Origin of the sequence: Neisseria sicca 4320 (assembly GCF_000193735.1) — a bacterium.
In the GTDB taxonomy this organism is placed as follows: Bacteria; Pseudomonadota; Gammaproteobacteria; order Burkholderiales; family Neisseriaceae; genus Neisseria; species Neisseria sicca_E.
In genome coordinates this window covers 23498-46409 of record NZ_AEPF01000080.1, presented here as the reverse complement: position 1 = coordinate 46409, position 22912 = coordinate 23498, and the positions used below count along the sequence as shown (strand labels likewise).

Below are 22912 nucleotides of genomic sequence, written 5' to 3'. Positions count from 1 at the left end.
CGATGCGCGCTTTTCAGACGACCTTGAAGCCGTCCCGTTCTTTAAAAGCCTTGTCCGTCTTGTTGCATTTGTCCGCAGTGGCCGTGTGCCTGATATGGTTTTACGGCTGGATGATGTGGTTCGGGCTGGCGGCGTTGGCGGGCAGTTTTGTCCACGCTTGGCGCGTGGTGAATTTGCGAACGGCGGGTGCGGTAAAGAAAATCGCCATCGACCGCCATGCGCGCGCTTCCATATTTTGCGAAGACGGGGAAGGGCAGGGCGCGGTGTTGGACGGCGCGACCATGCTGACTCCTTACGCGTTGTTTTTGCAGTGGACCGCCGACGGTAAAACGATACGGCAATGTGTTACGCCCGATATGGTGGATAAAGAATCTTACCGTCGTCTGAAAGTTTGGGCGCGCTGGTGTCAGGCTCAGGATGACGCGCATCCGATTTAATCTCAGCAAGGCGGTTTCCCGTCTTGTTCTCGTCAAATTAAACCCAATATAAAAATAGTCCACACAAGCAGCAGTAACCGTCCCCATTGTTCCAAAGCGACGGTTTCAGACGACCTTTTGAAAAACGAAACACACATGAAAACATTACAAGACTGGCTCTCGCATTTGGAAACCGCCCACAGCGGCGGCTTAATCGACATGGGCTTGGAGCGCACGAGCGAAGTGAAAAAACGCATGAAGCTCGAGCCGCAATGCCCCGTCGTCGTTGTCGCGGGAACAAACGGTAAAGGTTCGGTCTGCGCCTACCTGACACAGATTTACAAACAGGCAGGCTTCAAAGTCGGCACGCTGACCAGCCCGCATTTGTTGCGTTACAACGAACGCATCGCCGTCAACGCCGAGCCGGTTTCAGACGACCTCATCACTGCTTCCTTCGAGCGCATCGAAGCGGCGCGCGGCGAAATATCGCTGACTTATTTTGAATTCAATGCCTTGGCGGCGGTCGATATCTTCATTCGCGAACAAGTCGATGTGATGATATTGGAAGTCGGCTTGGGCGGACGGTTGGATGCGGTCAATGTGTTCGACTGCGATTGCGCGGTGGTCACCAGCGTGGATTTGGACCATCAGGCGTTTTTGGGCGATACGGTCGAGCAGGTCGGCTTTGAAAAAGCAGGGGTGTTTCGCAGCGGCAAACCCGCAATCTGTGGTCAAAATCCCGCACCCGAATCGTTGGTCGCACACGCCGAAGCCATAGGCGCGAAGTTGTTGATGGTACAGCGCGATTTCGATTTTTCCTCATTGGAAAACATACAATGGAACTACCGCTTCCATCCGCAGCATTCAGACGACCCCGCGCGCAACCGCAATTCCCTGCCGTTCCCCGCATTGCGCGGCGCATATCAGCTTTCCAACGCCGCCTGCGCGTTGACCGTGTTGGAATGTTTGAACGACAAATTGCCGGTAGACATCGGCGCCATCAAACGCGGTTTGCTGCTGGTTGAAAACCCCGGACGTTTCCAAGTCCTGCCCGGTCGTCCGCTGACCGTTTTGGATGTCGGACACAATCCCCACGCCGCCCGCGCCCTGCGCCGCAGCCTGATTAATTTAGCGTTTGCACAAAAACGCACCGCCGTATTCAGTATGTTGTCCGACAAAGATATAGACGGCGTGTTGGAAATCGTTAAAGACCAGTTTGACGAGTGGTATATCGCGCCTTTGGACGTGCCGCGCGGCATGACGGCGGAAGCCTTGCAGGCGAAACTGGAAGCACAAAATATCGAAAATATACAAACTTTTACCTCCGTTCGCGAGGCGTACCGCGCAGCTTTGGCGAAGGCGGGCGAAAATGATAGAATCGTTGTTTTCGGCTCATTTCATACCGTTGCCGACGTAATGGCGGCGTTGTAAAAGGAAATCTCCATGTCTGACAATAAGCAAAATGAAGTTCTGACCGGTTACGAACAGCTCAAACGCCGCAACCGCCGCCGCTTGGTTATGGCATCGGGGTTGGTGGCGGCATCGACCGTTTTGTTGGGCGTCGCCCTGTCAACCGGGCCGGAAAACAAGCAACAAGAAAATGCCCAAACTACAACCATCCAACAGAATAATGCCAACGCAGAACCTGCCAACTTGGCAGATGCGACCGTGTTGGAGCCTTCTACCAAAGAAGATTTGGAAGCAGCGGCAGAAGCTGCCAAAAATGCCGATGCCGAAGTAGCGGACAAGCCGCAAGAAATAGGCACGCCGGAGCGAAATGCCCAGGCGCAGCCGGAACCGCAACCTGAAGCGCCGCCAGCCGCGCCCGAAGATTTAGGTCCGCCTTTGGTGCTGATTAACGATACGCTGTCAGACAGCGACATCAAAGGTTTGGAAGAATCCGAGAAAATCCAAAAGGCCGAAGCCGCCAAACGCGAAGCAGCCGCACGCCGCGCGGAAGAGCGTCGCCGTAATCGCGAAGAGCAGCGTAAAGCGCAGCAGCTTCAAGCCCAAGAAGCAGCGGAACGCGAAGCCAATGCCGCCGCGCATAAACGTGCGCTTCAAGCTGCCAAAGCCGAGAAGGCTGAACGCGCTGCCGCAGCCGAACGCAACAAGCTGGCGCAATTGGAAAAAGCTGAAAAAGCCGTTGCCGAACGTAAGGTGTTAAAAGCCAAAGAAGAAGCGGCGGCGAAACACAAAGCGGCAGCGGAAAAAGCCAAAGAAACCGCCACGGCGTCTGCGTTCGAATCCAAAGAAAGAATTCGGGTAGATGCTTCCAAATACGAAAAAATCGAAACAGCCAACAAAAAAGCTTCTGCGGTAAGAGAAGCCGAAGCAAAAGTTGCCAAAACCAAAACCGAGCCTGCAGCCAAAGCAGAGAAAACCGCTGCTGCCGAAAGGTCGTCTGAAAAGGCAAAAACCAAAACCGCCGAAGTCAAATCAGGTAAAAAAGCCGCCATTCAGGCAGGTTATGCTGAAAAAGAACGCGCCTTGAGCCTGCAACGCAAAATGAAAGCGGCAGGTATCGACTCGACCATTACCGAAGTGATGACGGATAAAGGCAAGGTTTACCGCGTCAAATCAGGTGCATACAAAAACGCCCACGACGCCGAACGCGACTTGAACAAACTGCGCGTACACGGCATTGCCGGACAGGTAACCAATGAATGATATTCCGCTAGCCGACATACTCGCCTTCGGCGTGATTGCGGCGTGTATCGTGATGTCGATGATGCGCGGCGTCATTGCCGAAGCGGGTTCGCTGTTTGCGTGGGTGATTTCCTTTTTGTTGGCTAAAACGTTTGCCGTGCCGTTTTCAGAAGTGGCGTTCAAATCGATTCAACCGCATGCTTTGGGCGTTGCCATTTCGTTTGTCGTGATTTTCTTTTTGGCGCGTTTTTTACAGCAGTTTTTGCGCACCATACTGACCAACGCAGCGTCATCGATGGGGCTGGGCAGCGTCAACAGAGTATTGGGCGGCGTGTTCGGCGCAGCCAAAGGCGTGTTGCTGGTGACTTTGGCGGTCATGGTCTGCGCCCACACCGATTTGCCGGAAACGGAAGATTGGCAAAGCTCGTACAGTATTCCTTATTTCCAATCATTGTCTGAAGTCATCATGCCTTATCTGCCCGGTCAGAAGGATAAGACGGAAGATAAGGCGGAATTGTAAACCGGGTTTTATTAGGATACATTGTTGTGTAGAGAGTTAAGTTTAAACTTGGTCAGCTTTACTTTGATCTAGTTTGAAAACGATAATTTTCTATTGAGTTATCAGGGTAATAAGTGAAATGATTTTATCCATCTTGCTGTCAACAGTCTCATTGATCTGCTCTGATTTAAGTTTAACTCAATATTTTTGTGATTAAATTTCTGCGAATATCCGTTATAAGGGTTTCAAAATAAAAATCCCCTCTGAAAAGTGGGGATTTTTTTTGCTGTTCTTTTGCTTAACCTTTGCGGGCAGGCAATTTTTCTTTAATACGGGCTGCTTTACCGGTCAGACCACGCAAGTAGTACAGTTTGGCGCGACGAACGTCACCGCGGCGTTTTACTTCAATTTTTTCTACGGTAGGGGAGTAGAGTTGGAAAGTACGCTCAACGCCTTCGCCGCTGGAAATTTTGCGAACGATGAAGTTGCTGTTCAGGCCGCGGTTACGACGGGCGATAACAACGCCTTCGTAAGCTTGCAGACGGCTGCGTGAACCCTCTACTACGCGTACGGAAACGACTACGGTGTCGCCCGGTGCGAATTCGGGAATGTCTTTGTTCAGGCGAGCAATTTCTTCTTGCTCTAATTGTTGAATCAGGTTCATTGTTTTTCCTAAATTATGATTGGATTTCCTGTTGCTCTTGCAAGATTTCTTTTAAGAGGCGGGATTCCTTTGGGATTAAACTGCGCTTTTCCAGTAGGTCTGGTCTGCGCTCCAGGGTGCGCCGCAGCGATTGTTTCAACCGCCATTCGGCTATCAAGCCATGATTGCCCGAACGTAATACGTCGGGAACAGTCATGCCTTGGAATTCTAAGGGTTTGGTGTAATGGGGGCAGTCTAGTAGGTCGTCTGAAAACGAATCCTGCTCGGCTGACTGTATATCGCCCAATACGCCGGGTATCAGTCTGAGTACGGCATCCATCAGCATCATGGCGGGCAGTTCTCCGCCGGAAACGACGAAGTCGCCTATGCTGATTTCTTCATCTACGCTGCTTTGCAGCAGGCGTTCGTCAATTCCTTCGTATCGTCCGCAAAGCAGAATGAGATGCGGAGATTCTGCAAGTTCTACGGCTTTTTTGTGGGTTAGCGGCTGACCTTGCGGGCTAAGATAGATGACTTTTGCAGGAGTTGAAGATGTTTGTTTGGCTTCTTCTATTGCTGCTTGCAGCGGCGGTGCCATCATGATCATTCCCGGACCTCCGCCAAAGGGGCGGTCGTCAATATAGCCGAGTTTGTTGTCGGCGAATTTGCGGGGATTGATGGCTTGGAATTGCCAAAGGTTTTGTTTTTTTGCGCGACCGGTTACGCCGTATTCGATGATGCTGTCGAACATTTCGGGGAAGATGGTGATGGCTTGAATCAACATCAGTAGTCTAAGCCCCAGTCGGCGGTAATGGTTTTGCTTTCGGTATCGACGGTTTCGATGTAGTTGGATACGAACGGGATCAGGATTTGACCATGTTCTCCATTAATCATCAACACATCGTTGGCACCGGTTTCCATCAGGTTTGTGACTTTGCCGAGCACGATATCGTCTTTGTTGACAACGGTCATGCCGACTAAATCTGCCCAATAGTATTCGTCTTCCTCGGTAGGGGCGAATTCTTCTCGGGGGATTTCGATGGTATAGCCGCGCAGGGCAAAAGCCTGATCGCGATTGTCTATGCCTTCGAATTTGACCTGAAGCTCTCCGCTGACGATTTTGCCGGCTTCGAGTGTTACATTCAGGGTTTTGCCGTCTTTGCTTAACTGCCACTCAGGGTAGTCCAGGAGACTGTCGGCGTATTCTGTATTGGCGGCTATTTTGAGCCAGCCTTTGATGCCGAATACGCCTTTGATGTAGCCCATGGCTACCCGTTGTCGAGTGTCGGTCATAGCAAGATTGGCCGGTGATTAAGCAGCAGCTTTTTGTTCTTTGATCAGTTTTGCAACTGCGTCGCTGACTTGTGCGCCTTGAGCGATCCAGTGGTTCAGGCGGTCGGCTTGGAGGCGTACGCGCTCTTGTTTTTCATTGGCAACAGGGTTGTAGAAGCCAACGCGTTCGATAAAGCGGCCGTCACGACGGTTGTGGGAGTCGGCAACGACTACGTGGAAGAAGGGGCGGTGTTTAGAACCACCGCGAGCCAAACGGATAACTACCATTTTGAGTCCTTTTGAGAAAATCGGATAGATAAGAAACCGCTAATTTTAGGATATTTTGCGTTGTTCATGCAAGTTTTTATTTGTTTTTGTTGCTGTTTTGCGGAGTGGTCAGGCTTAAGTGTGCTTGGCACAAAGTGTTGTCTTCTTCGGAAGGTGTGATGGTAAAGCCTGATTTTTCAGCAAGTTTAAGCATAGGGGTGTTGGATTTGAGTATTTGGGCACTCATGACGCGGTAGCCTTGTTGTGTTGCCGATTGGATAATCAGCTTCATCATTTCTGCTGCTAACCCTTTGCCGCGCACGTTTTCGGCAAGCGTGATGCCGAATTCGCATTCGTTGCGGTTGATACGGCTGAAGCGGCTGACGGCGACGATGAGGTCGTCTGAATTGCGTGCCGTCCATGCGGCTTCGCTATGATAGTCGAGTTTGCTGAAGCGTGCGAGGGTGGGGGGGGGCAATTCGTTGGTGTGGGTCATGAAACGGGTGTAGCGCGCTTGCGGAGAAAGGCTGCGGACGAATTGTTGCTTGACTTCTGCGTCTTCGGGGATGAAGGGGCGGATGGTTACGGTTTCGCCGTTTTTCAGGGTAAGCGTGGCAGGATGCTCGGTCGGGTAGGGGGCGAGCACGTTTTGGATGGGGGCGTCGCTTTCGGTTTTTGCGCCCAAAAGTTCGGCGGCGGCTTCGCCGGTATTGCGGAGGAACTCGGCGGCAGCAGGATTTTTGCTGCGCAGGTATTCCGCTGCGGTCTGTACTTTGGCGGCGGCTTGTTCGAGCTTGAGGGTGGCAATATTGGACGGTTTGTTTTTGGATGCAGGGCGTTCGTCAGTTTGTAATACGAAATCGCTGCTGTATTGGTCACCGTTGAGGTTGAGCAGGATTTCGCCGATGTATTGCTGCCACCGGCTGAGTGTGTTTAAGGTGTGCAAGAGTTGGTTGAGGATATGCGTATTTTCAAGTTGGGCGAAATAGGCGATGTGTTCAATGTCCAGCGTAGAAAACGGCGGGAGCGCGGCGGTAGTTTTGCCTTGATGGTATACGGTCAGGACGTCTCCATAGGCGCTATGGCGTTGAAAACGGAATTGCACCGCGTTATGCGTGGTGTGCTGATAGGTAGGTAGGCAAAGGGCTTCGGCAAGCAGGGGCAGATCTTTTGAGGCGAGGGCTTTGGTAATGTTTCTTGCTTGCGGGGTTTTCAGACGACCTTTTTTGGGCGTGGCGAGGCGTAGCTGTTCTTTTTGCAGTTGGTCGGCAATGTTGCGGAACGATACGGCTTGCAGGGCTTGTTCAGGACGGTCGAAATGCAGGAGGTCGTCTGAAAAGCGGCTGCTGACAAGTAGGGGTTTGGCAGTGTGTTTCGCCAGCATGCTCAGGGTGCGGGTCAGATTTTTTTCGTCAGGGCTGTCGGTCGGGGAGACGATGGCGAGCAGGGCTTCGGTATGGGTGTTTTGAAGTTGTTGGCTGGCGATGCTGTGGTAATGCGCGGGCGTGGGTGTGCTGCCGATGTAACCTTGGCGGATGTTTGGCTGCTCGGTGGGGAATTGGAGTTTTAGGTTTTGAGGCGCGCAGGTTTCCAACCACTCGGCAGGGGTGTTGGACAGGATGTCGATACTGTTCAGAGGGGGGAGATCGGATAAACGTGCGTGCAGGGCGGCTTCGAGTTCGCTGCTGCTGAATGTGGCGAGGAAGTTGCAATGACGCGCAAGGCAGCGTAACACGGCTTTTTCAGTGTCGTCTGAACGGTGGGTAACGTGGAGGATGAGCGGGGTGTGGCGGGCGAAATGGCGGATGGCGCTGAACAGGTTGCGTTGGTTTTCGGCTGGGTTATGCTCGATGACGGCGACTTTGGTGTGGCGGTTGTGGCCGAAACGGTTGAGCCAGTCGGCGGAAGTGGTGGGGCTGAGTGGATAGTTGAGACTGATGTGGCGCGAAATGCCCTGTCCCATTTTTTGCAGCATGAGGTTGATTTCGCTGCTGACGGAGGCGTGTCCGGTCAGAAGGGCGGTGTAGCCTGCCGGATGGTCGGGTTGTGAGCTGATGTTGAGGCTTTGCGATGGAAGCTGTACGCCGGCGGGGCTGCACACGCTGATGTTGAGTTCGTCGCCGTGGTGTTTTTTGATGGCGGCTTCGGCAGTCTGCCATTCGTCGTCGGAGAGGCTTTCCCAGTCTTGGATGAGGATGATGTGACCGAACTGTTTTTTGCGGCAGGATTTGAACAGGGCGTCGTAGCTGTCAGGCGGCGTTACGGCGATGACGAGGTCAGCGCTGCCGGGGATTTTGTTGAGGTTGGTGTAGGAGGTGAGTCCGGCAACTGTGCGGTGGCGGAGGTTGACGGGTGTGATTTGACCTTGAAACGGTGCGCTCAGGAGGTTGCTCAGGATGCGTTCGCCCAAGCTGTATGGGCGTTCGCTCGCGCCCACGAGGATGATGTGGTTGGGCATGAAGAAGTAGCCGGACATGGATTGGGCGGACATGGTGCCTCCTTTTCGGTGTGAGGATGGTGCGTTTCAGACGACCTTTCGGGCGGTTTGGGTTGGAAGGGTTGCCGTGTGTAAATGAACCGGATTCGGTGTTTATTATTTGTTTTTGTTGTAAATGAAAAGTTTGTTTGCTGCTTGGTATGGCGAACATGCAAACTATAAATGATTTAATTATTTATATGAATTATATATGACAAATGGCATAAAAGGTCGTCTGAAAGGCGGGAACGTAAGGGTTTGTTCTTTTCAGACGACCTTTTATAGGCTTGGGGTGTGGCAATTTGTTTACAAGCCCCGATTGGCAACATTCATGGTCAAGTGGTTTTAGGATGCGGCTTTTCTGCTTTGCCGTTCACTTTCTTTTTGGGCAGGATAAAGTGCATTTTCAAACCATTCGGCTTGATGTTTTCAGCCATGATTTTGCCGTTGTGCTGCTCCATGATGTGCTGAGTCAGGGCAAGACCCAAGCCTGTGCCTGGTTTGCTGGCGCTGGAGTCGGCACGGTAAAAGGCGGTGAAAATGTGCGGCAGTTGCATTTCGTCCACGCCTGGACCGTTGTCGGTAACGTCCACAATCCAATGTTTGCCGTCTTGTCCGATATTGACGCGGATGGTGCTGCCTTCGGGGCTGTAATTGATGGCGTTGCGGATAACGTTGTCAAACGCGCGGTACAAATAGCCTTCGTTGGCGCAGACCGTGGCATTTTCGGGGATTCTGGGTTCGACCGAAAGGGTAACGGTTTGTTTGTTCTGCTGGGCGATGCTTTGGTTGTCTTCCACGATGTTTTTCAGGAAGGGGACGAGTTTCAGGCTTTCTTTTTCCAGCGGGATGTTGGACGTTTCCAAACGGGAAAGCGTCAGCAATTCGCCAACCAAGGTATCCATGCGGGTCAATTCGCCTTCCAGCCTTTTCAGATATTGCTCCTGCTTTTGCGGCTGCGCCTGAATCAGTCCAACAATCGCCTGCATCCGCGCCAAGGGAGAGCGCATTTCGTGGGAGACGTGGTGCAGCAGGTGGCGTTCTTTGGCAACGAGTTTTTCCAGTTTTTCCGCCATTTTGTCGAACTGGATGGCAAGGTGGGACAATTCGTCGTCGCGGTCATCCACTTGCTGGGAAATACGGGTTTCAAGTTCGCCGTTTGCCACCCTGTCCATACCGCTGCCCAAGATTTTGATGGGTTTGGTGATGTTACTGGCGAGGATGTACGCCATCAGCAGGCCGACGACGATGATGAAGGACAGTATGATGAATTCGTGCCAAATCGGGGCGAGCGGCAGACCCGGGATGAAGAGCGGGCTGGGCAGGCGTTGCGCCTGATGGCTGTCCCAACCTTTGATAAAGAAGAGATATTCTTCGCCGAAACGGTCGTATTCGATGTGCGCCAAATCGGAATTGGGATTATTGATGGCAAACACGCGGGCGCGTTCGATGGTGTGTCCGTCGATATTGCGGTCGAGGATGTCTTTTTTCTCGTCTCCTAAAATGACGTAAACGGAATTGGAGACAGGGCTGTCTTCCCATTCCGCCAAAATTTCGCGCGCACCGCTGTCCCCGCGCGCCCTAAAGGCGGAGAGGATGCTGTTCATCAAAGTGGTTTCGATGGTGCGGCGTTGGTTGAATTGGTTTTCGGCAAGGGTGTTTTGCACCAGCCAAAAAGAAAAACTCGCCACAAAGATTGCGCAGACGATGACTGCGCAAAATGTGGCGAAGATGCGTTGAAACAGTTTCATTGATCTGTTTTATCTTTAGTTTTTAACAAACAGGTAGCCCAAGCCGCGTACGGTCTGAATCAGCGAGGCATCGCCCAGTTTGTGGCGGATGCTGGAGATATGGACGTCGATGCTGCGGTCGAATTTTGCCAGTTTGCGGTCAAGCGCTTCGATGGACAAAGTTTCTTTGCTGACAACTTGTCCGGCGTGGCGCATCAGGACTTCGAGCAGGTTGAACTCGGTACTGGTCAGCTCAAGCGGAGTGTCTTTGATGGTAGCCTGACGTTTGGCAGGGTAGAGTACAACATCGCTGACGGAAATGCTGTTTGGCGCGTTGTTCGGTTCGCCGCTTTGTTGCGCACGGCGCAGGATGGCGTTGATGCGTGCCAACAGTTCGCGCGGGGTGCAAGGTTTCGGAACATAGTCGTCCGCACCCATTTCCAATCCGATGATGCGGTCGATGTCGTCGCCTTTGGCGGTCAGCATGATGATGGGAACGGTACTTTGCGAGCGGACGTTTTTCAATACGTCCAAGCCGTTCATTTTCGGCATCATGGAGTCTAATACCACGACATCGTACTGACCAGTCAGGATTTCGTGTACACCGGCTTCGCCGTCCGGAACGCTGTGGACGTTCAATCCTTCGGCGGTAAGGTATTCGGTGAGCAATTCGGTCAGCAAAGCGTCGTCATCTACGAGTAATACGCGACTCATGGGATTTCCTTTTCGTGATTGTATGCGCTACGCAAACCCGAAATAAACGGGTGCGGCGGATAGTGATAGCTAATCTTAACACGCATTTTGAGTTTTTTGATAGCTTGTTTTCCTATGCTTTTGCGCTTTTTTGCATTGCAGGGACGCTGTCTTTACATTTTCAGACGACCCCTGTACCAAATCCTCAAAATATACGCCGGATACGCGCCAAATGGGAGCCAAAATGATGCCGGTAAAGGCTGTGTTCGAGAAAGAACGGGGGATTCTAAAACAGGTCGTCTGAAAACGTATTCGGGCTTTCAGACGACCTGTTTGATGTTAGAATGACTGCTTATTATTGATGAATGAATCACAAAGGGGCTTGTCGATATGTCCTTATCCATTGACGAACAGCTTTTGCCGCACCGCAATGCCATCGATGAAATCGATGCCGAAATTTTGCGCCTGTTGAACGAGCGCGCAGGCCATGCGCACGCCATCGGCGAATTGAAAGGAACGGGCGCGGTGTACCGTCCCGAGCGCGAAGTGGCGGTATTGAGGCGGATTCAGAGTTTGAACCAAGGCCCGCTGCCTGACGAGTCCATCGCAAGACTGTTTCGCGAAGTGATGAGCGAATGCTTGGCGTTGGAACGTCCGCTGATGATCGCCTATCTTGGGCCGCAGGGAACGTTTACCCAGCAGGCAGCCATCAAACATTTCGGCCATGCCGCCCATACCGCCGCATTTCAAACCATAGACCAGTGTTTCCGACAAGTCGAAACTCGGCAGGCAGATTATTTGGTCGCGCCGGTTGAAAACTCGACCGAAGGCTCGGTTGGCCGTACCTTAGACTTATTGGCAGTAACCGCATTGAAAGCCTGCGGCGAAGTCATTGTCCGCATCCATCACAACCTCTTGCGTAAAGGTACGCACGAATTGGGCGGCATCACAAAAGTCTTCGCCCACGCCCAAGCGCTGGCGCAATGCAACGACTGGCTCGGACGCAACCTGCCCAACGCCGAGCGCATCGCCGTTTCCAGTAATGGAGAAGCAGCAAGGCTGGTGGCAGAATCAGACGACCCCAGTATCGCCGCCATTGCAGGGCGTACCGCAGCCGATATTTACCATTTGAACTATGTCGCCGAATGTATCGAAGACGAGCCGAATAACACCACGCGCTTCTTGGTCATGGGGCATCAAGATACAGGCAGCAGCGGCAACGACAAAACCTCGCTGGCAGTCTCCGCGCCCAACCGCGCCGGTGCTGTCGCTTCGTTGTTGCAGCCGTTTACCGAATCAGGCATTTCCATGACCAAGTTCGAAAGCCGCCCGAGCAAATCCGCGCTGTGGGAATACCTGTTCTTCATCGACATCGAAGGACATCAAAACGACGAAAAAGTCCAAAACGCCCTGCGGCTCTTGAGCGAACGCGCTTCGTTTGTCAAAGTCATCGGCTCTTATCCGGCAGCCGTTTTGTGATGTAGCGGGAATGAAGCAGGTCGTCTGAAACTCTCAGACGACCTTCTTTATATCAAACCTGAGACCATTATTTGTCCACAACGATTTTGGCTGCCTGTTCGTCAGGCGAGGGTTCGTATTGTGTGGATTCGTCTCCGTAATACAGCACGCCTAGTTTGATGGGGATGCGGCCTTGTGATTTGCGGTGGGCGTTGGAGTCGCGCAGGGAGTAGGCGCAGCCGCAGTATTCTTGTTGGTAGAAGTGCTCGCGTTTGCTGATTTCGATCATGCGCGCGCTGCCGCCGCCTTTGCGCCAGTTGAAATCCCAATAGACGACGTCGTCGTAGGGTGCGGCGGCGCGGTGGCCGCAGTCGTTGATTTGCGCCATGTTTTTCCAGCGGGAAATGCCCAGCGAGCTGGTGAAGACGGGGAAGCCGTTTTCGTGGGCGTATTGGGCGGCTTTTTCGAAACGCATGTCGAAACACATGGTGCAGCGGATGCCGCGTTCGGGTTCGAATTCCATGCCTTTGGCTTTGGCGAACCATTCTTTGCGGTCATTTTCGTAGTCGTCGTCTTTGTCGATGAAGGGGATGCCGAATTTGTCGGCGAAGCGCATGTTTTCTTCTTTGCGCAACATGTATTCTTTGAGCGGGTGGATGTTGGGGTTGTAGAAGTAGATGGTGTAGTCGATGCCGCTGGCGAGCATGGCTTCCATGACTTCGCCGCTGCACGGGGCGCAGCAGGAATGCAAGAGGACTTTTTTATTGCCGCCGGGCGGGACGAGGACGGGGCGGTTGATGTCGGTAACGATGGGGCTGGTTTTGTCGTTCATGATTGGGGTGTTCCGTTTCGGTGTTTCAGACGACCTTTGTTTGATGGGTCGTCTGAAAGGGTTGTGGTGTGGTTATCGGATGGGTTTGTTTTGTTTTTTGGCTGCTTTGGCGTCTTTGGGGTCGGGTGGCGGCGGCTCGGCGAAGATGGTTTCGGGGTTGGGGTGTGCGGCAAATACTTGCAGCAGTTTTTGGTAGTCTTGGGACTGTTTCATCAACTCGGCTGCGGCGGTTCGCAGGTTGTCCACGTCTTCGGGCGGGAGGTAGAAGCTGGTGGGGATGTTCAACACTTTGTCGCGCAACGCGGACGGCGGCAGGTCTTTGAGGTTGAGGCTGACAAAGGAGAAGCTGATTCCGTCGCTGCTTTGTTGGTTGGCTTTGTTACGACGATCGACAAAGGCGCGGAAGCGGCGCAGGGATTCTTGAGTGTATTGGTCGATGGGGATACTGACAATGGCGGTAACGACGTCGCGCAATCTCGGCACAGCGGCGGTTTTGTCCATATTGCTGCTGATTTGGTTTTGGGCGTTGACGCTGATAACGACGATGTGGCGCAGGTTGCGGCTGCGGATTTGTTGTTCCAACACTTTGTCGGGATAGATTTCGGTCATGTCCAAGAGGCTGCGCATGCCGAGGTTGTCGGTCAGACCGCCGTCTATCAGGTGGATGTAAGGGCGGGTTTTGCTGTCGCTGTATTTGTTGAACCTGTTTTTAAATTCTTGATAGGTGGCGTTTTGCTGGTTTTGAGACTCAAGACCGGTCATTTGCAGCTGCGGCGGCAGGGTGTAGCCGCAGTTGCCGCCGTTGTTGTTGAGGGTAATCGGAGCGAACACCATGGGCACTGCGCTGGAAGCGGCAACGGCGCGGGCAAGGCGCAATCCGCCCAAGTCGAGACACATGGGGTCGAAGTATTCTTGCGTGAAGTTCAGGCGTTCGCCCGCCCCCATATCGGTGGCGGAAATGATGGCGAACGGGCCTTTGCCGTGCATTTCCAAATCGCGGAAGGTGGTTTTGCCGAAAAGGTGGTTTTCAAACTGCTCCTGCAAGAGGTCGCCGCGTCCGTATTCGGGCGAGGCAAGGCGGGGCAGGTTGGTCATGGAGAAAGCTTGTTTGACGACTTGGCGTTGGAAGTTTTGGTGAAGGAAACGCTTGTAAAACATGGGGATGGTTTCTTCGCCTTTGAGCGCGAAATAGGCGGCGAGGACGGAGCCTCCGGATACGCCGACCACCAAATCGACATTGGACATCAGCGACTTGCTTTTGCCGCCGATGGTAACTTTTTGCTGTTGAAGCTGCTCCAACACGCCGTAGCCCAACGCCGCCGCGCGCGTGCCGCCGCCGGAGAGCATCAGGATGATGAAGGTGTCGTCTTCTTCGCGCCGAAACTGGCTGGTTTCAAAACGATAGCCTTGGTTCATATCAATTTTATTGATGGTGGCGACAGGTTGATACTTGACCAGCGAGCAGGCAGACAGTGCGGCCAAAGTAAAGGCGGTCAGGACGGTTTTGAGCGGGCGTTTCGGCATGGAGGTTTGGTTGTGAAACAAAAGAGCTTGATTATAATGGATTAAATCGGTTTTTGATACCGCGCGGCAGGTTAAGGTAATGCCGCAGCGTAGATTGAAAGGTTTTCAGACGACCTTTTTATAGTGGATTAAATTTAAACCAGTACGGCGTTGCCTCGCCTTGCCGTACTATTTGTACTGTCTGCGGCTTCGTCGCCTTGTCCTGATTTAAATTTAATCCACTATACATTCCGCAATCGCACAGGTCGTCTGAAAAATAAAATCAGGTTTAAGGTTTGTCCGCCTTGTCTCCGATTTTGCCTTCTTTGCCTTGAAGCAGGTTTTGGATATTGCTTTTATGGCGGTACAACACCAGCACGGCGATGACGACGGTCGCCCAAGCCCAAGAAGGGTAGGGCATCAGCCAGAAGGCGACGAGCGGCGCGGCTACGGTGGCGACGAGTGCGGCAAGCGAGGACACTTTAAATCCGAACGCCATGACCAGCCAAATCGCCGCGCAAACCAAAGCCGTTGCGGGAGAAAGCGCCAGCAATACGCCCAACGCAGTCGCCACGCCCTTACCGCCTTTAAAGCCGAAAAACAGCGGCCACATATGTCCGACCAATGCGGCGACGGCAACCGCTGCTATGGTGATGTCCGACAGATTCAAAGCATCTTGCAGGCAGCGTGCCAAAACCACCGCCACCAAGCCTTTGAGCGCGTCGCCCAGCAAAGTCAGCGCCGCCGCTTTTTTCTTGCCGCTGCGCAAAACATTGGTCGCGCCGGGGTTGCCCGAGCCGTAAGTGCGCGGATCGTCCATGCCGTAATATTTGGAAACAATAACGGCAAACGACAACGAACCGATTAAATAAGCCGCGATAACGGCGGATACATTGAACATTTCAGATGCTTTACTTAAAATGGGACGCTCATTTTATCAAAAAAACAGGCAGACAAATGGACAAAATCTTTTTACGCGGCATGAAGGCGGACACCCTGATCGGCGTGTACGACTGGGAACGCGAACGCCCCCAAACCCTGATTTTGGACTTGGACATCGGCATCCCCGAACAAAGCGGTCAGGATGACCACATCGGCAATACCGTCCACTACGGCGAAGTCTGCGAAGCCGTCAGGGCGAGCCTTGCCGAACAAAGCTTCCTCTTGCTCGAATCATTGGCGGAACACATCGCCAAGCTGATTCTCGACAATTTCGGCGCGCTGAACGTGCGCGTCAGAATCATCAAACCCGGCATCTTGCCCGATGTCAAAGAAGTCGGTATCGAAATCGAACGCAGCAAAGTTTAAAAACGACACAAATCGTTTTGGCGAAACCCGCTTCGCTCGTTTCAGACGACCTTCTTGACACCAAAGGTCGTCTGAAACCCATTCCCGATTTTCAGACGACCCCGTACCACACTTTATAAAGAAAGCACGCAAATGGATTTGAAAGAAACCAAACTCAGCAGCGAATCGATTTATCAAGGTTCATTCGTCAGCATCAACCGCGACAAAGTCCGCCTGCCCAACGGCAATGAAAGCCAGCGCATCGTCATCAGCCATCCCGGCGCCGCCTGCGTTTTGGCGATTACCGAAGAGGGCAAAGTCGTACTCGTGCGCCAATGGCGTTACGCCGCAGGCATCGCCACGATCGAGCTGCCCGCCGGCAAACTTGATGCAGGCGAAGACCCAGCCGAATGCGCCTTACGCGAATTGGCGGAAGAAACCCCGTACACTGCCGACAGCGTCAAACTCATCAGCAGCTTCTACACCGCCATCGGCTTCTGCGACGAAAAAATGTACCTCTACCAAGCAGAAGGCGTGCGCCTCGGCAGCACCTTGAGCAACGACGAAGACGAAATCACCGAAACCGTCCTGATGAGCAAGGAAGAAGTCCGCATCGCTTTGGAACACAACGAAATCAAAGACGGCAAAACCTTAATCGGGTTGCAATATTGGCTGATGCAGGATTGATGTGAAAAGAATGTAAAAAGGTCGTCTGAAAGAATATTTTCAGACGACCTTTTTGTTTAAAGTGCCGCTTATTTGGTGAAGTTTTTCAGTATGGCGGAGGCAATGTCGTCCAGACCGAAACCGTCGGCTTCTTGTGCCGAGCCGTTGGGTGTGGCTTTATCGACGAGGTTGGGCAGGACTTGCGCCAGCAGGTCGCCCGCCTGGTTGGCATCAATGCCGAACTTTTGCGCCACTTGGCCGATGGTGTCGCTGCCCAGCGCGTTTTGCAAATCGCTGCCGGATATGGGCGCGTTGTCTTGTTGGTTGGAAACCCAGCTGTTCAATACGTCGCCTAATCCGCCTTGTTGTAATTGATTGATCAAACTACTCACACCGCCTTGCCGCTGTACCAAATCCATTGCCATATCGATCAAAGAATTTTGGGTGGAACCGCTGTCTTTATTGCCCAGTGCTTGTGCTGCCGCGTTCAGCAGGCTGTCCATTAATGCCATGATGTTTCCTTTGTGTGAAGTGTAAAATGCCGAGTGTAACAAAATTCCGTCGTTCAATTTGCGGTTTAACTTAATTAAACCCGACTTAGGGAATTGACGCGAAAACAAAAAAGGTCGTCTGAAAGCCTGTGTTGCACTTGAAATCCGAATCCAAGGCCCCTTTTATTTCAAGCCGAGGCAGGAAGGTTTCGGCTATTCCCCGTTTTGGAAAATCACGTCGTTTTCAAACCGCGCCATATTGTGCAACCCGTCGGTCAGGGCGATGCCTTTCAGTTCGTAGCGGCGAACCAAGTCCAACACGGCTTCCTTGCCGGAAACGGGATGGCAGCCGGCAGGACCCATGTGTTGGAAACGGTCGGTGTAAAAGAGGTATAAATAACCGTCCCGCGCGTAAAACCCGCCGTCTTTGCGGTTTATCCCGACAAAAAGCGGCTGCTCCGCCAATTGGTTCCAAACGATATATTTCACGGATTTCGCCAAATCCGCCGAATATTTTTCCACCAGCCCGATCAGCAACACATTCTCCTGCGGCGTGTTGCCGGCAAAAAAGTCCAGCAATTCGTCATCTTCGACATTCGTGAACTGCTTGAACAATTCTTCCGCCCGCGCCGGTGTGACTTTATAGGGATTGGAAAAACCGATGATGTCTATCGGGTGAAATTGCAGCGGCAGCTTGGCATCGGTGCCGAAGGACAAAGCATCCATCTTCTCTCTGGAAGCCGCCATGCTGCCCGCGCCATTCACACGCATCAACCAAGAAAGCGCGCATTCAAAATGCTCGCCGTCCTGCCCTCTGTATTCCATCAGTTGAATGCCCAACGAGTGCGCGACACGCAGGACATTACTCAAATTATTGAACTGGTCCGCTTTATCCAACGCACCGACCAAGCCGATGCCGTCTAAAGCGCCGTCCTGCCCGTCTGAAAAAGTCCGCGCGGCTTCATAGGTGTCAAACAGATACAAAACCGTCCGTCCGTCTTTCAGACGACCTATGTAAGGGATGCTCGTCCCTTCCGATACATCCGCCTGCATGGCAGACAGCGGCACATACACTTTATCTTTTGCATAAATCGCCCGCGCCGCGCCCTCGCTTTTTTCCTGCGCGGAAAGTTTGCGCGGCTCTTGTGCCGTTTCGTCGGACGGCTTGTTCCCAAAAATTTTCGACAAAATACTCATTCGGTTTTCCTTATGTATTGGTATGCGCCCGCTTGACTGCTTTTCTGCGCAACAGAACGGCGGTAAACCGGGCGCGCAAGATTTTATCACAGCCTTTTTCAGACGACTTGCATTACCCCTAAGATACCGTCCATAATAGCTTTATGCTTTAAGCTAGGAAAAACAATGACTATCCGAACCCCTACCTTATCCCTACTCACCCTGCTTATCCTCTTCCCGACGATGGCTGCAGCGAACGACGAACCGCCCGCCGACGGCGACACTTGGTTGGACCACCGCCACAAAGGAGTTTCCAAACGCTTGGACAAATGGTCCAACCGCATCGACGACTGGTTTGGCGAACCAAATCCCGACCATCCTGCCGACGCTAACCTGCGCCTTATGCTTGATACCGAATGGAACCCTGACGACAAGTTTACCGTGACGCCGCGCGTACGGGGTCGTCTGAAACTGCCGACCTTAGAGAAAAAAGTCCATGTGATTTTCGGTGACGACTCTTTGGACGACGAGTTGAAACACGAAGCCAACGCCTACCGCAACCGTACCAATACCAACGGCAGGATATTCGATGCATCCCAAAGCCGCGACAAAAATGCTTCCATTGCCGTACGCTGGTCTGAAGCATTCGCAAAACAGCACACCGATACCGACTTCGATATCGGTATCCGCTCCGGCAGCGACCTGTTCGCCCGCGCCAAAAGCTCGAGCAATTGGCAACTGACCGACAACATCGACACCAGCTTGGAACAAATCTACCGTTACGGCATCAAGAGCAAACACCATGTCCGTACCAACTGGGAAACGCGTTACATCCCCAACGAAAAAAGCTTTATCGCCAATCAGGCACACCTGCAATACGAACACGATAAAACCGAAGACTGGACATGGGGCAACAGCCTCTTCCGCCAACACAATCTCGGCAAACACCGCCACGTCAACTACGGTGTATATACCGGCGGCAATATCGAAAAACGCAAAGCCGCCCTCAATACCTACGGCCCGTTTACCACCTACCGCCAGCCGATTTGGCGCAACTGGCTGTTTACCCAAACTGAGGTCAACTACTACAACAACCGCAAAGAAAACCAAAAACACCGCGTCGGCGCGCTGTTAAGGATTGAAGCCTTGTTCTGATGCAAAAAGGTCGTCTGAAAGCCTGTTAACGGATTCAACCCCGTCAATACAGCTTTCAGACGACCTTTTTTCTCAAAATTTTTTCAAACTCTCTCAATCGGATGATTCTTCCGAACCTTCTTCCCTGCCGTTGAAATACTCCGCCGCACCGCCATCGAAAAAGCCCTGCAAAATCGCTTGCGCCGCCACTTGGTCGAGTACCGCCTTTTGCTTGCGCCCGAATACCTGCGCTTCGGCAAGCAGGCTTTCGGCGTATAGCGAAGACATCCGTTCATCCACCCAATATATGGGCAGGTTAAAACGCCCGTGCAGGCGGCGGCCGAATTTGCGGCTGAGGCGGGTCAACTCGTGTTCCGTGCCGTCGGCGTGGGTCGGAAGCCCGACGACCAGATGTTTGGGCTGCCATTCCCGTATCAGCTTGGCGATGGCGTTGAATTTCTCATCGTTGCTGTTGCCGGTAACCGTCGCCAAAGGATGCGACAAGCCAAGCTCCGCATCGCCCTGCGCCACGCCGATACGCGCCTCGCCGAAATCAAACGCCAAAACCGTCCCTGCCGGTGCTTTATGCATGACCGGCTCCACAGACAAGCGCATCGGGCTGGATGCCCAGTTTGGCAAACGCGGCGGCGTAGCGGTGTTCATAAGGCAGGTCGAACAAAATATGCTCGTCCGCCTTAACCGTCAGCCAGACATTGTCCGCCAGCTCGCGTTCAAGCTGCCCTTTGCTCCAGCTCGAATAGCCTATGCTGATTAAAATCTTATCCACCGCGCCCTGACGCGATAAGTTTTCAATCACATCGCGCGAAGACGTCAGCGCGATGTCGTCTGAAACAATCATACTGTTTTGCCAGTTGCCCACGGGCGTATGCACGACATAGCCGCGGTCAATCTGTACCGGCCCGCCCATCATGACGTGTTCGTGCTGCATCCGCAAAGGGATGTTGCGGTCAGACGCCGCAAAAATCATATCCATCGTAATCGGCGACGGTTTGTTGATGATGATGCCCAACGCGCCCTCTTCGTTGTGTTCGCACACATAAATTACCGAATTTTCAAAAAACGGATCATCCATATCGGGCATGGCAATCAAGAAATGGTCGGTTAGGTTCATATCGCTTGTCTTTTATTTGGTCGGCACAGGCGCATCCACGACGCACGCACCGTAAATCTGTTTGCCTTCCGCACCGGCAATTTGCTGCGCATCCGCTTTAGCACCGCCAAAGCAAGACACCGCGCTCAAAGAGTTCTTCGGCGAACCCTGAACAACTTTGTCGCTGTAAATCAGATACGCAAACGCCTTACGTTTAGGATCGTAATAACGGACAATCTGCTGGCTTTTGAATACCAAACTTGCACTGCGTTTAAACACTTCCCGCGGCTTAGCGACAGCTTGCTCGTTATAACGGATAACATCAGCCGTCTGTACGCACGACACGGAGGCATCGCTTGCGTCTTCCTCCAAGTTCACCGTCTCTTTCAAACCGCCTTTTTTCGCATAAGAAATATAACAGGCAACCCCTTGCACATCAGGATCGTCAAAACCCTCGACTTCAATACGGTCATTTTTCCCCAAAACATTAAAAACCGTGCTGGCACGTCCGATTTTGTCGGTATCGTTACCGCAGGAAGCAAGAAACAGGGCGCAAAGCGCAGGCAGAATGATTTTTTTCATGTAAATAAGAAACCTTTGAGGGTTGAAAATAAAGAAGCTAACACCGTAGCTCCTACTATATAAGACCGCTTGTTCAGATTGCAAGCGCAGAGGAAAGTATTGTCTGAACAAATATCGGCAGATGTTATTTTCAGACGACCCCGCTGACTATATAATTCCGCCTATTGCCTTTATTTTAACGATCCAGAACCAATCATGCGTTACAAACCTCTTTTAATCGCCCTGCTCATCGGTTTCGCCTCGCCTTCTTTCGCCGCCAAAGACGCGCCCAAAGAGAAGGCTGCGCCCGTCAAAAAAAGCGTCAAAGACAAAAAAGACGCCGAACCTGCTAAAAAAGAATCAGCCAAAGACAAAGCAAAGCCTGCCGCCAAAAACGCTAGGGACAAGGCAGACGACAAGCCGGTAGCCAAAAGCAAAAAGGAAACTGCCGAAGCGGCGAAAAACGAGCTTGCCAAAGAACGCAAAAATGGCAACGAAGCCAAAAAACAAGATAAAGCCGACAGAACCAAAAAAGGCGAAGTCAAAGCGGAAGAGAAGGCAGGCAAAGCCGTTCCCGCAAAAACCGAGCCTGAAAAAGGCAAGGACAAAGCTGCAGACAAACCCGCAGCCAAAAATAATGCAAAGGCAAAAAAAGAAGCTGCCGAGTTGCCTAAAAAAGAAGAAGCAGCGGCAAAACAAGACAGAAAAGCCGTCGAGAAAAAAGCGGACAAAGCCGATAAGAAAACCGCTGCCGCCGATTCAGACGACTTCAAATCCGCGGTAACCGCCGCCGCCAATGATTTGGAAGGCAAAAAATCGCTGCGCAGCCGCAACGAAGGTTTCATCATTCACGTCAACACCACGTTGAAACAGTTGCAGCAAAGCCGTATCAACCTGTCCGCCATCAACCGTCAGCAGCGCGACGCATGGGACAAATTTCAAAAGCTCAATGCGGATTTGAACCACCTGAAAACTCAGGTTTCCAACACGCGCGCGCAAATTTCCCGCTTTGTTTCGGGCAATTATAAAAACAGCCAGCCCAACGCCGTTGCCCTGTTCCTGAAAAATGCCGAGCCGGGTCAGAAAACCCGCTTCCTGCGTTACACCCGCTATATCAACACTGCCAACGAGCAAGTCATCAAAGACCTTGAGAAGCAGCAAAAAGAGCTGGCAGCGCAAGAGCAAAAAATCAACAACGAGCTGGCATACCTGAAAAAACTTCAGGTAAACGTCCAATCCTCGCTGCGCCGACACGGCATAACCAATACCGCCGAACAAGCGGAAAGCCGCCGCCAAAATGCGCAAATGGCAAAAGAGGCGCAGAAAAAAATCAACCACAAAGAAAACGAACAACGCCTGAACAATCTGTTGAAAGACTTGGATAAGCGTAAAGCCGAGCAACGCCGCCAAGAAGCCGAAGCGCGCAAAAAAGCCGCCGAAGCCCGTCTTGCCGCCGCCGAAAAAGCGCGCCAAGACCGAGCCGCCGCCGCGCAAAAAGCCGCCGATGAACGCGCCGCCATGTCCAACCTGACCGCAGAAGACATGAGTATCCGTGCGCCGTCCTACGTCAGCATCAGCAATGCCAACAGCTTCAGCCGTATGCAGGGTCGTCTGAAAAAACCGGTCAGCGGTACGCTTGCCGGACTCTTCGGACAAGACCGCGGCGACGGTGAAGTTTGGAAAGGCGTGTTCTACCAAACGACTCCGGCAACCGTCAGCGGCATCGCCGCCGGTACGGTTACCTATGCCGATGAATTGGAAGGTTTCGGCAAAGTCATCGTCATCGATCACGGCGACGGCTATGTCAGCATTTATTCGGGTTTGAGCGAAATCGAAGTCGCCAAAGGCTACGCCGTAGCCGCAGGCAGCCGCCTGGGTATCAGCGGAACCCTGCCTTCGGACATGGAGGGCCTGTATTTGGAAGTCCGCTACAACGGGCAGGCAATGAACCCGCTCTCCTGGATAAGCTGACCTGCAAACAGGTTTGATGTTTTCAGACGACCTTTTCCCGTATTACGGGTCGTCTGAAATTTAATAACTGAACCCAA

The 22912-nt window shown here is 52.5% G+C and carries 24 protein-coding genes; 9 read left to right on the top strand and 15 right to left on the bottom strand.

Going from position 1 to position 22912, the window contains the following annotated elements; all coding sequences use genetic code 11:
• Positions 1-2 precede the first annotated feature (2 nt).
• The 4 genes from NSCA4_RS0108170 (at position 3) to NSCA4_RS0108155 (ending at position 3585) form a co-directional block, all read left to right on the top strand.
• Positions 3-437 (top strand): protein YgfX, encoded by a 435-nt coding sequence (locus tag NSCA4_RS0108170; RefSeq protein WP_016687673.1) that lies wholly within the window; start codon positions 3-5, stop codon positions 435-437.
• Between the two features lie 135 nt (positions 438-572).
• Complete coding sequence (gene folC / locus NSCA4_RS0108165; protein ID WP_016687672.1) at positions 573-1847, top strand: bifunctional tetrahydrofolate synthase/dihydrofolate synthase; 1275 nt, start codon at positions 573-575, stop codon at positions 1845-1847.
• Between the two features lie 12 nt (positions 1848-1859).
• A complete protein-coding gene (locus NSCA4_RS0108160) occupies positions 1860-3086 on the top strand; it encodes an SPOR domain-containing protein (RefSeq protein WP_016687671.1) in 1227 nt (408 codons plus the stop codon).
• A complete protein-coding gene (locus NSCA4_RS0108155) occupies positions 3079-3585 on the top strand; it encodes a CvpA family protein (protein ID WP_016687670.1) in 507 nt (168 codons plus the stop codon). The genes NSCA4_RS0108160 and NSCA4_RS0108155 overlap by 8 nt, the downstream gene beginning before the upstream one ends.
• 277 nt (positions 3586-3862) lie before the next feature.
• Here NSCA4_RS0108155 and rplS read toward each other — a convergent pair whose 3' ends face one another.
• The 7 genes from rplS to misR form a co-directional block, all read right to left on the bottom strand.
• On the bottom strand, positions 3863-4228 hold the full coding sequence (rplS, locus tag NSCA4_RS0108150; protein ID WP_003740828.1) for a 50S ribosomal protein L19: 366 nt from the start codon (positions 4226-4228) through the stop codon (positions 3863-3865).
• 13 nt (positions 4229-4241) lie between these two features.
• Positions 4242-4991, bottom strand: a complete 750-nt coding sequence (gene trmD / locus NSCA4_RS0108145; RefSeq protein ID WP_016687669.1) for a tRNA (guanosine(37)-N1)-methyltransferase TrmD — start codon at positions 4989-4991, stop codon at positions 4242-4244.
• On the bottom strand, positions 4991-5500 hold the full coding sequence (gene rimM, locus NSCA4_RS0108140; RefSeq protein WP_029609658.1) for a ribosome maturation factor RimM: 510 nt from the start codon (positions 5498-5500) through the stop codon (positions 4991-4993). The genes trmD and rimM overlap by 1 nt, the downstream gene beginning before the upstream one ends.
• Before the next feature lie 18 nt (positions 5501-5518).
• Entirely contained in the window at positions 5519-5767 is a 249-nt protein-coding gene (gene rpsP, locus NSCA4_RS0108135; RefSeq protein ID WP_003740833.1) for a 30S ribosomal protein S16, read from the bottom strand.
• A 76-nt stretch (positions 5768-5843) separates the two neighbouring features.
• Positions 5844-8237, bottom strand: a complete 2394-nt coding sequence (locus tag NSCA4_RS0108130) for a bifunctional acetate--CoA ligase family protein/GNAT family N-acetyltransferase (RefSeq protein ID WP_016687667.1) — start codon at positions 8235-8237, stop codon at positions 5844-5846.
• A gap of 320 nt (positions 8238-8557) precedes the next feature.
• Positions 8558-9973, bottom strand: coding sequence for a HAMP domain-containing sensor histidine kinase (locus tag NSCA4_RS0108125; RefSeq protein WP_003740838.1), 1416 nt, complete (start codon positions 9971-9973; stop codon positions 8558-8560).
• Positions 9974-9988: 15 nt separating this feature from the next.
• Positions 9989-10666, bottom strand: a complete 678-nt coding sequence (gene misR / locus NSCA4_RS0108120; protein WP_003740839.1) for a two-component system response regulator MisR — start codon at positions 10664-10666, stop codon at positions 9989-9991.
• Between the two features lie 369 nt (positions 10667-11035).
• On the opposite strand from misR, the gene pheA reads away from it, so the two are divergent.
• Positions 11036-12124 (top strand): prephenate dehydratase, encoded by a 1089-nt coding sequence (gene pheA / locus NSCA4_RS0108115; RefSeq protein ID WP_016687666.1) that lies wholly within the window; start codon positions 11036-11038, stop codon positions 12122-12124.
• 67 nt (positions 12125-12191) lie between these two features.
• On the opposite strand, the gene NSCA4_RS0108110 is transcribed toward pheA, so the two are convergent.
• The 3 genes from NSCA4_RS0108110 to plsY all read right to left on the bottom strand — a co-directional run bounded on the left by NSCA4_RS0108110 (position 12192) and on the right by plsY (position 15339).
• The gene (locus NSCA4_RS0108110; protein WP_016687665.1) at positions 12192-12935 is read right to left on the bottom strand and encodes an epoxyqueuosine reductase QueH; all 744 of its coding nucleotides are present in this window, start codon (positions 12933-12935) and stop codon (positions 12192-12194) included.
• A 72-nt stretch (positions 12936-13007) separates the two neighbouring features.
• Positions 13008-14459: a patatin-like phospholipase family protein gene (locus NSCA4_RS0108105; protein WP_016687664.1), complete on the bottom strand. Its 1452-nt coding sequence runs from the start codon at positions 14457-14459 to the stop codon at positions 13008-13010.
• Positions 14460-14727: 268 nt separating this feature from the next.
• Positions 14728-15339 (bottom strand): glycerol-3-phosphate 1-O-acyltransferase PlsY, encoded by a 612-nt coding sequence (plsY, locus tag NSCA4_RS0108100; protein WP_016687663.1) that lies wholly within the window; start codon positions 15337-15339, stop codon positions 14728-14730.
• 56 nt (positions 15340-15395) lie between these two features.
• On the opposite strand from plsY, the gene folB reads away from it, so the two are divergent.
• Positions 15396-15746: a dihydroneopterin aldolase gene (folB, locus tag NSCA4_RS0108095; RefSeq protein WP_029609657.1), complete on the top strand. Its 351-nt coding sequence runs from the start codon at positions 15396-15398 to the stop codon at positions 15744-15746.
• 132 nt (positions 15747-15878) lie between these two features.
• Positions 15879-16412, top strand: a complete 534-nt coding sequence (locus NSCA4_RS0108090) for an NUDIX hydrolase (protein ID WP_016687661.1) — start codon at positions 15879-15881, stop codon at positions 16410-16412.
• Between the two features lie 68 nt (positions 16413-16480).
• Here the strand turns inward: NSCA4_RS0108090 and NSCA4_RS0108085 are convergent, their stop codons facing one another.
• Positions 16481-16903 carry a YidB family protein gene (locus NSCA4_RS0108085; protein WP_016687660.1) on the bottom strand — a complete coding sequence of 141 codons (423 nt, stop codon included), beginning with the start codon at positions 16901-16903 and terminating at the stop codon, positions 16481-16483.
• 192 nt (positions 16904-17095) lie between these two features.
• A complete protein-coding gene (locus tag NSCA4_RS0108080; RefSeq protein ID WP_016687659.1) occupies positions 17096-18079 on the bottom strand; it encodes a hypothetical protein in 984 nt (327 codons plus the stop codon).
• A 165-nt stretch (positions 18080-18244) separates the two neighbouring features.
• Between NSCA4_RS0108080 and NSCA4_RS0108075 the strand changes: the two genes are divergently transcribed.
• Positions 18245-19213, top strand: a complete 969-nt coding sequence (locus tag NSCA4_RS0108075; RefSeq protein WP_029609656.1) for a hypothetical protein — start codon at positions 18245-18247, stop codon at positions 19211-19213.
• Positions 19214-19306: 93 nt separating this feature from the next.
• On the opposite strand, the gene ruvX is transcribed toward NSCA4_RS0108075, so the two are convergent.
• From ruvX to NSCA4_RS0108060, 3 genes are read right to left on the bottom strand one after another with little or no spacing between them, the layout of a single operon-like run.
• Complete coding sequence (gene ruvX, locus NSCA4_RS0108070; RefSeq protein WP_016687657.1) at positions 19307-19783, bottom strand: Holliday junction resolvase RuvX; 477 nt, start codon at positions 19781-19783, stop codon at positions 19307-19309.
• Positions 19776-20324: a YqgE/AlgH family protein gene (locus NSCA4_RS0108065; protein ID WP_016687656.1), complete on the bottom strand. Its 549-nt coding sequence runs from the start codon at positions 20322-20324 to the stop codon at positions 19776-19778. Before NSCA4_RS0108065 ends, ruvX begins: the two co-directional genes overlap by 8 nt.
• 12 nt (positions 20325-20336) lie before the next feature.
• Complete coding sequence (locus NSCA4_RS0108060; protein WP_016687655.1) at positions 20337-20885, bottom strand: CreA family protein; 549 nt, start codon at positions 20883-20885, stop codon at positions 20337-20339.
• Between the two features lie 195 nt (positions 20886-21080).
• Between NSCA4_RS0108060 and NSCA4_RS0108055 the strand changes: the two genes are divergently transcribed.
• On the top strand, positions 21081-22835 hold the full coding sequence (locus NSCA4_RS0108055; protein WP_016687654.1) for a murein hydrolase activator EnvC family protein: 1755 nt from the start codon (positions 21081-21083) through the stop codon (positions 22833-22835).
• Positions 22836-22912 lie beyond the last annotated feature (77 nt).

Coding starts and splice junctions, on each gene's coding strand:
- NSCA4_RS0108130 (WP_016687667.1), bottom strand. CDS start 8,237: ATGTCCGCCCAATCCATGTCCGGCTACTTCTTCATGCCCAACCACATC.
- NSCA4_RS0108110 (WP_016687665.1), bottom strand. CDS start 12,935: ATGAACGACAAAACCAGCCCCATCGTTACCGACATCAACCGCCCCGTC.
- NSCA4_RS0108170 (WP_016687673.1), top strand. CDS start 3: ATGCGCGCTTTTCAGACGACCTTGAAGCCGTCCCGTTCTTTAAAAGCC.
- rplS (WP_003740828.1), bottom strand. CDS start 4,228: ATGAACCTGATTCAACAATTAGAGCAAGAAGAAATTGCTCGCCTGAAC.
- NSCA4_RS0108055 (WP_016687654.1), top strand. CDS start 21,081: ATGCGTTACAAACCTCTTTTAATCGCCCTGCTCATCGGTTTCGCCTCG.
- NSCA4_RS0108125 (WP_003740838.1), bottom strand. CDS start 9,973: ATGAAACTGTTTCAACGCATCTTCGCCACATTTTGCGCAGTCATCGTC.
- NSCA4_RS0108080 (WP_016687659.1), bottom strand. CDS start 18,079: ATGAGTATTTTGTCGAAAATTTTTGGGAACAAGCCGTCCGACGAAACG.
- NSCA4_RS0108060 (WP_016687655.1), bottom strand. CDS start 20,885: ATGAAAAAAATCATTCTGCCTGCGCTTTGCGCCCTGTTTCTTGCTTCC.
- NSCA4_RS0108085 (WP_016687660.1), bottom strand. CDS start 16,903: ATGGCATTAATGGACAGCCTGCTGAACGCGGCAGCACAAGCACTGGGC.
- NSCA4_RS0108105 (WP_016687664.1), bottom strand. CDS start 14,459: ATGCCGAAACGCCCGCTCAAAACCGTCCTGACCGCCTTTACTTTGGCC.
- NSCA4_RS0108075 (WP_029609656.1), top strand. CDS start 18,245: ATGACTATCCGAACCCCTACCTTATCCCTACTCACCCTGCTTATCCTC.
- rimM (WP_029609658.1), bottom strand. CDS start 5,500: ATGACCGACACTCGACAACGGGTAGCCATGGGCTACATCAAAGGCGTA.
- plsY (WP_016687663.1), bottom strand. CDS start 15,339: ATGTTCAATGTATCCGCCGTTATCGCGGCTTATTTAATCGGTTCGTTG.
- pheA (WP_016687666.1), top strand. CDS start 11,036: ATGTCCTTATCCATTGACGAACAGCTTTTGCCGCACCGCAATGCCATC.
- NSCA4_RS0108065 (WP_016687656.1), bottom strand. CDS start 20,324: ATGAACCTAACCGACCATTTCTTGATTGCCATGCCCGATATGGATGAT.
- rpsP (WP_003740833.1), bottom strand. CDS start 5,767: ATGGTAGTTATCCGTTTGGCTCGCGGTGGTTCTAAACACCGCCCCTTC.
- misR (WP_003740839.1), bottom strand. CDS start 10,666: ATGAGTCGCGTATTACTCGTAGATGACGACGCTTTGCTGACCGAATTG.
- trmD (WP_016687669.1), bottom strand. CDS start 4,991: ATGTTGATTCAAGCCATCACCATCTTCCCCGAAATGTTCGACAGCATC.
- NSCA4_RS0108155 (WP_016687670.1), top strand. CDS start 3,079: ATGAATGATATTCCGCTAGCCGACATACTCGCCTTCGGCGTGATTGCG.
- NSCA4_RS0108090 (WP_016687661.1), top strand. CDS start 15,879: ATGGATTTGAAAGAAACCAAACTCAGCAGCGAATCGATTTATCAAGGT.
- NSCA4_RS0108160 (WP_016687671.1), top strand. CDS start 1,860: ATGTCTGACAATAAGCAAAATGAAGTTCTGACCGGTTACGAACAGCTC.
- folC (WP_016687672.1), top strand. CDS start 573: ATGAAAACATTACAAGACTGGCTCTCGCATTTGGAAACCGCCCACAGC.
- folB (WP_029609657.1), top strand. CDS start 15,396: ATGGACAAAATCTTTTTACGCGGCATGAAGGCGGACACCCTGATCGGC.
- ruvX (WP_016687657.1), bottom strand. CDS start 19,783: ATGCATAAAGCACCGGCAGGGACGGTTTTGGCGTTTGATTTCGGCGAG.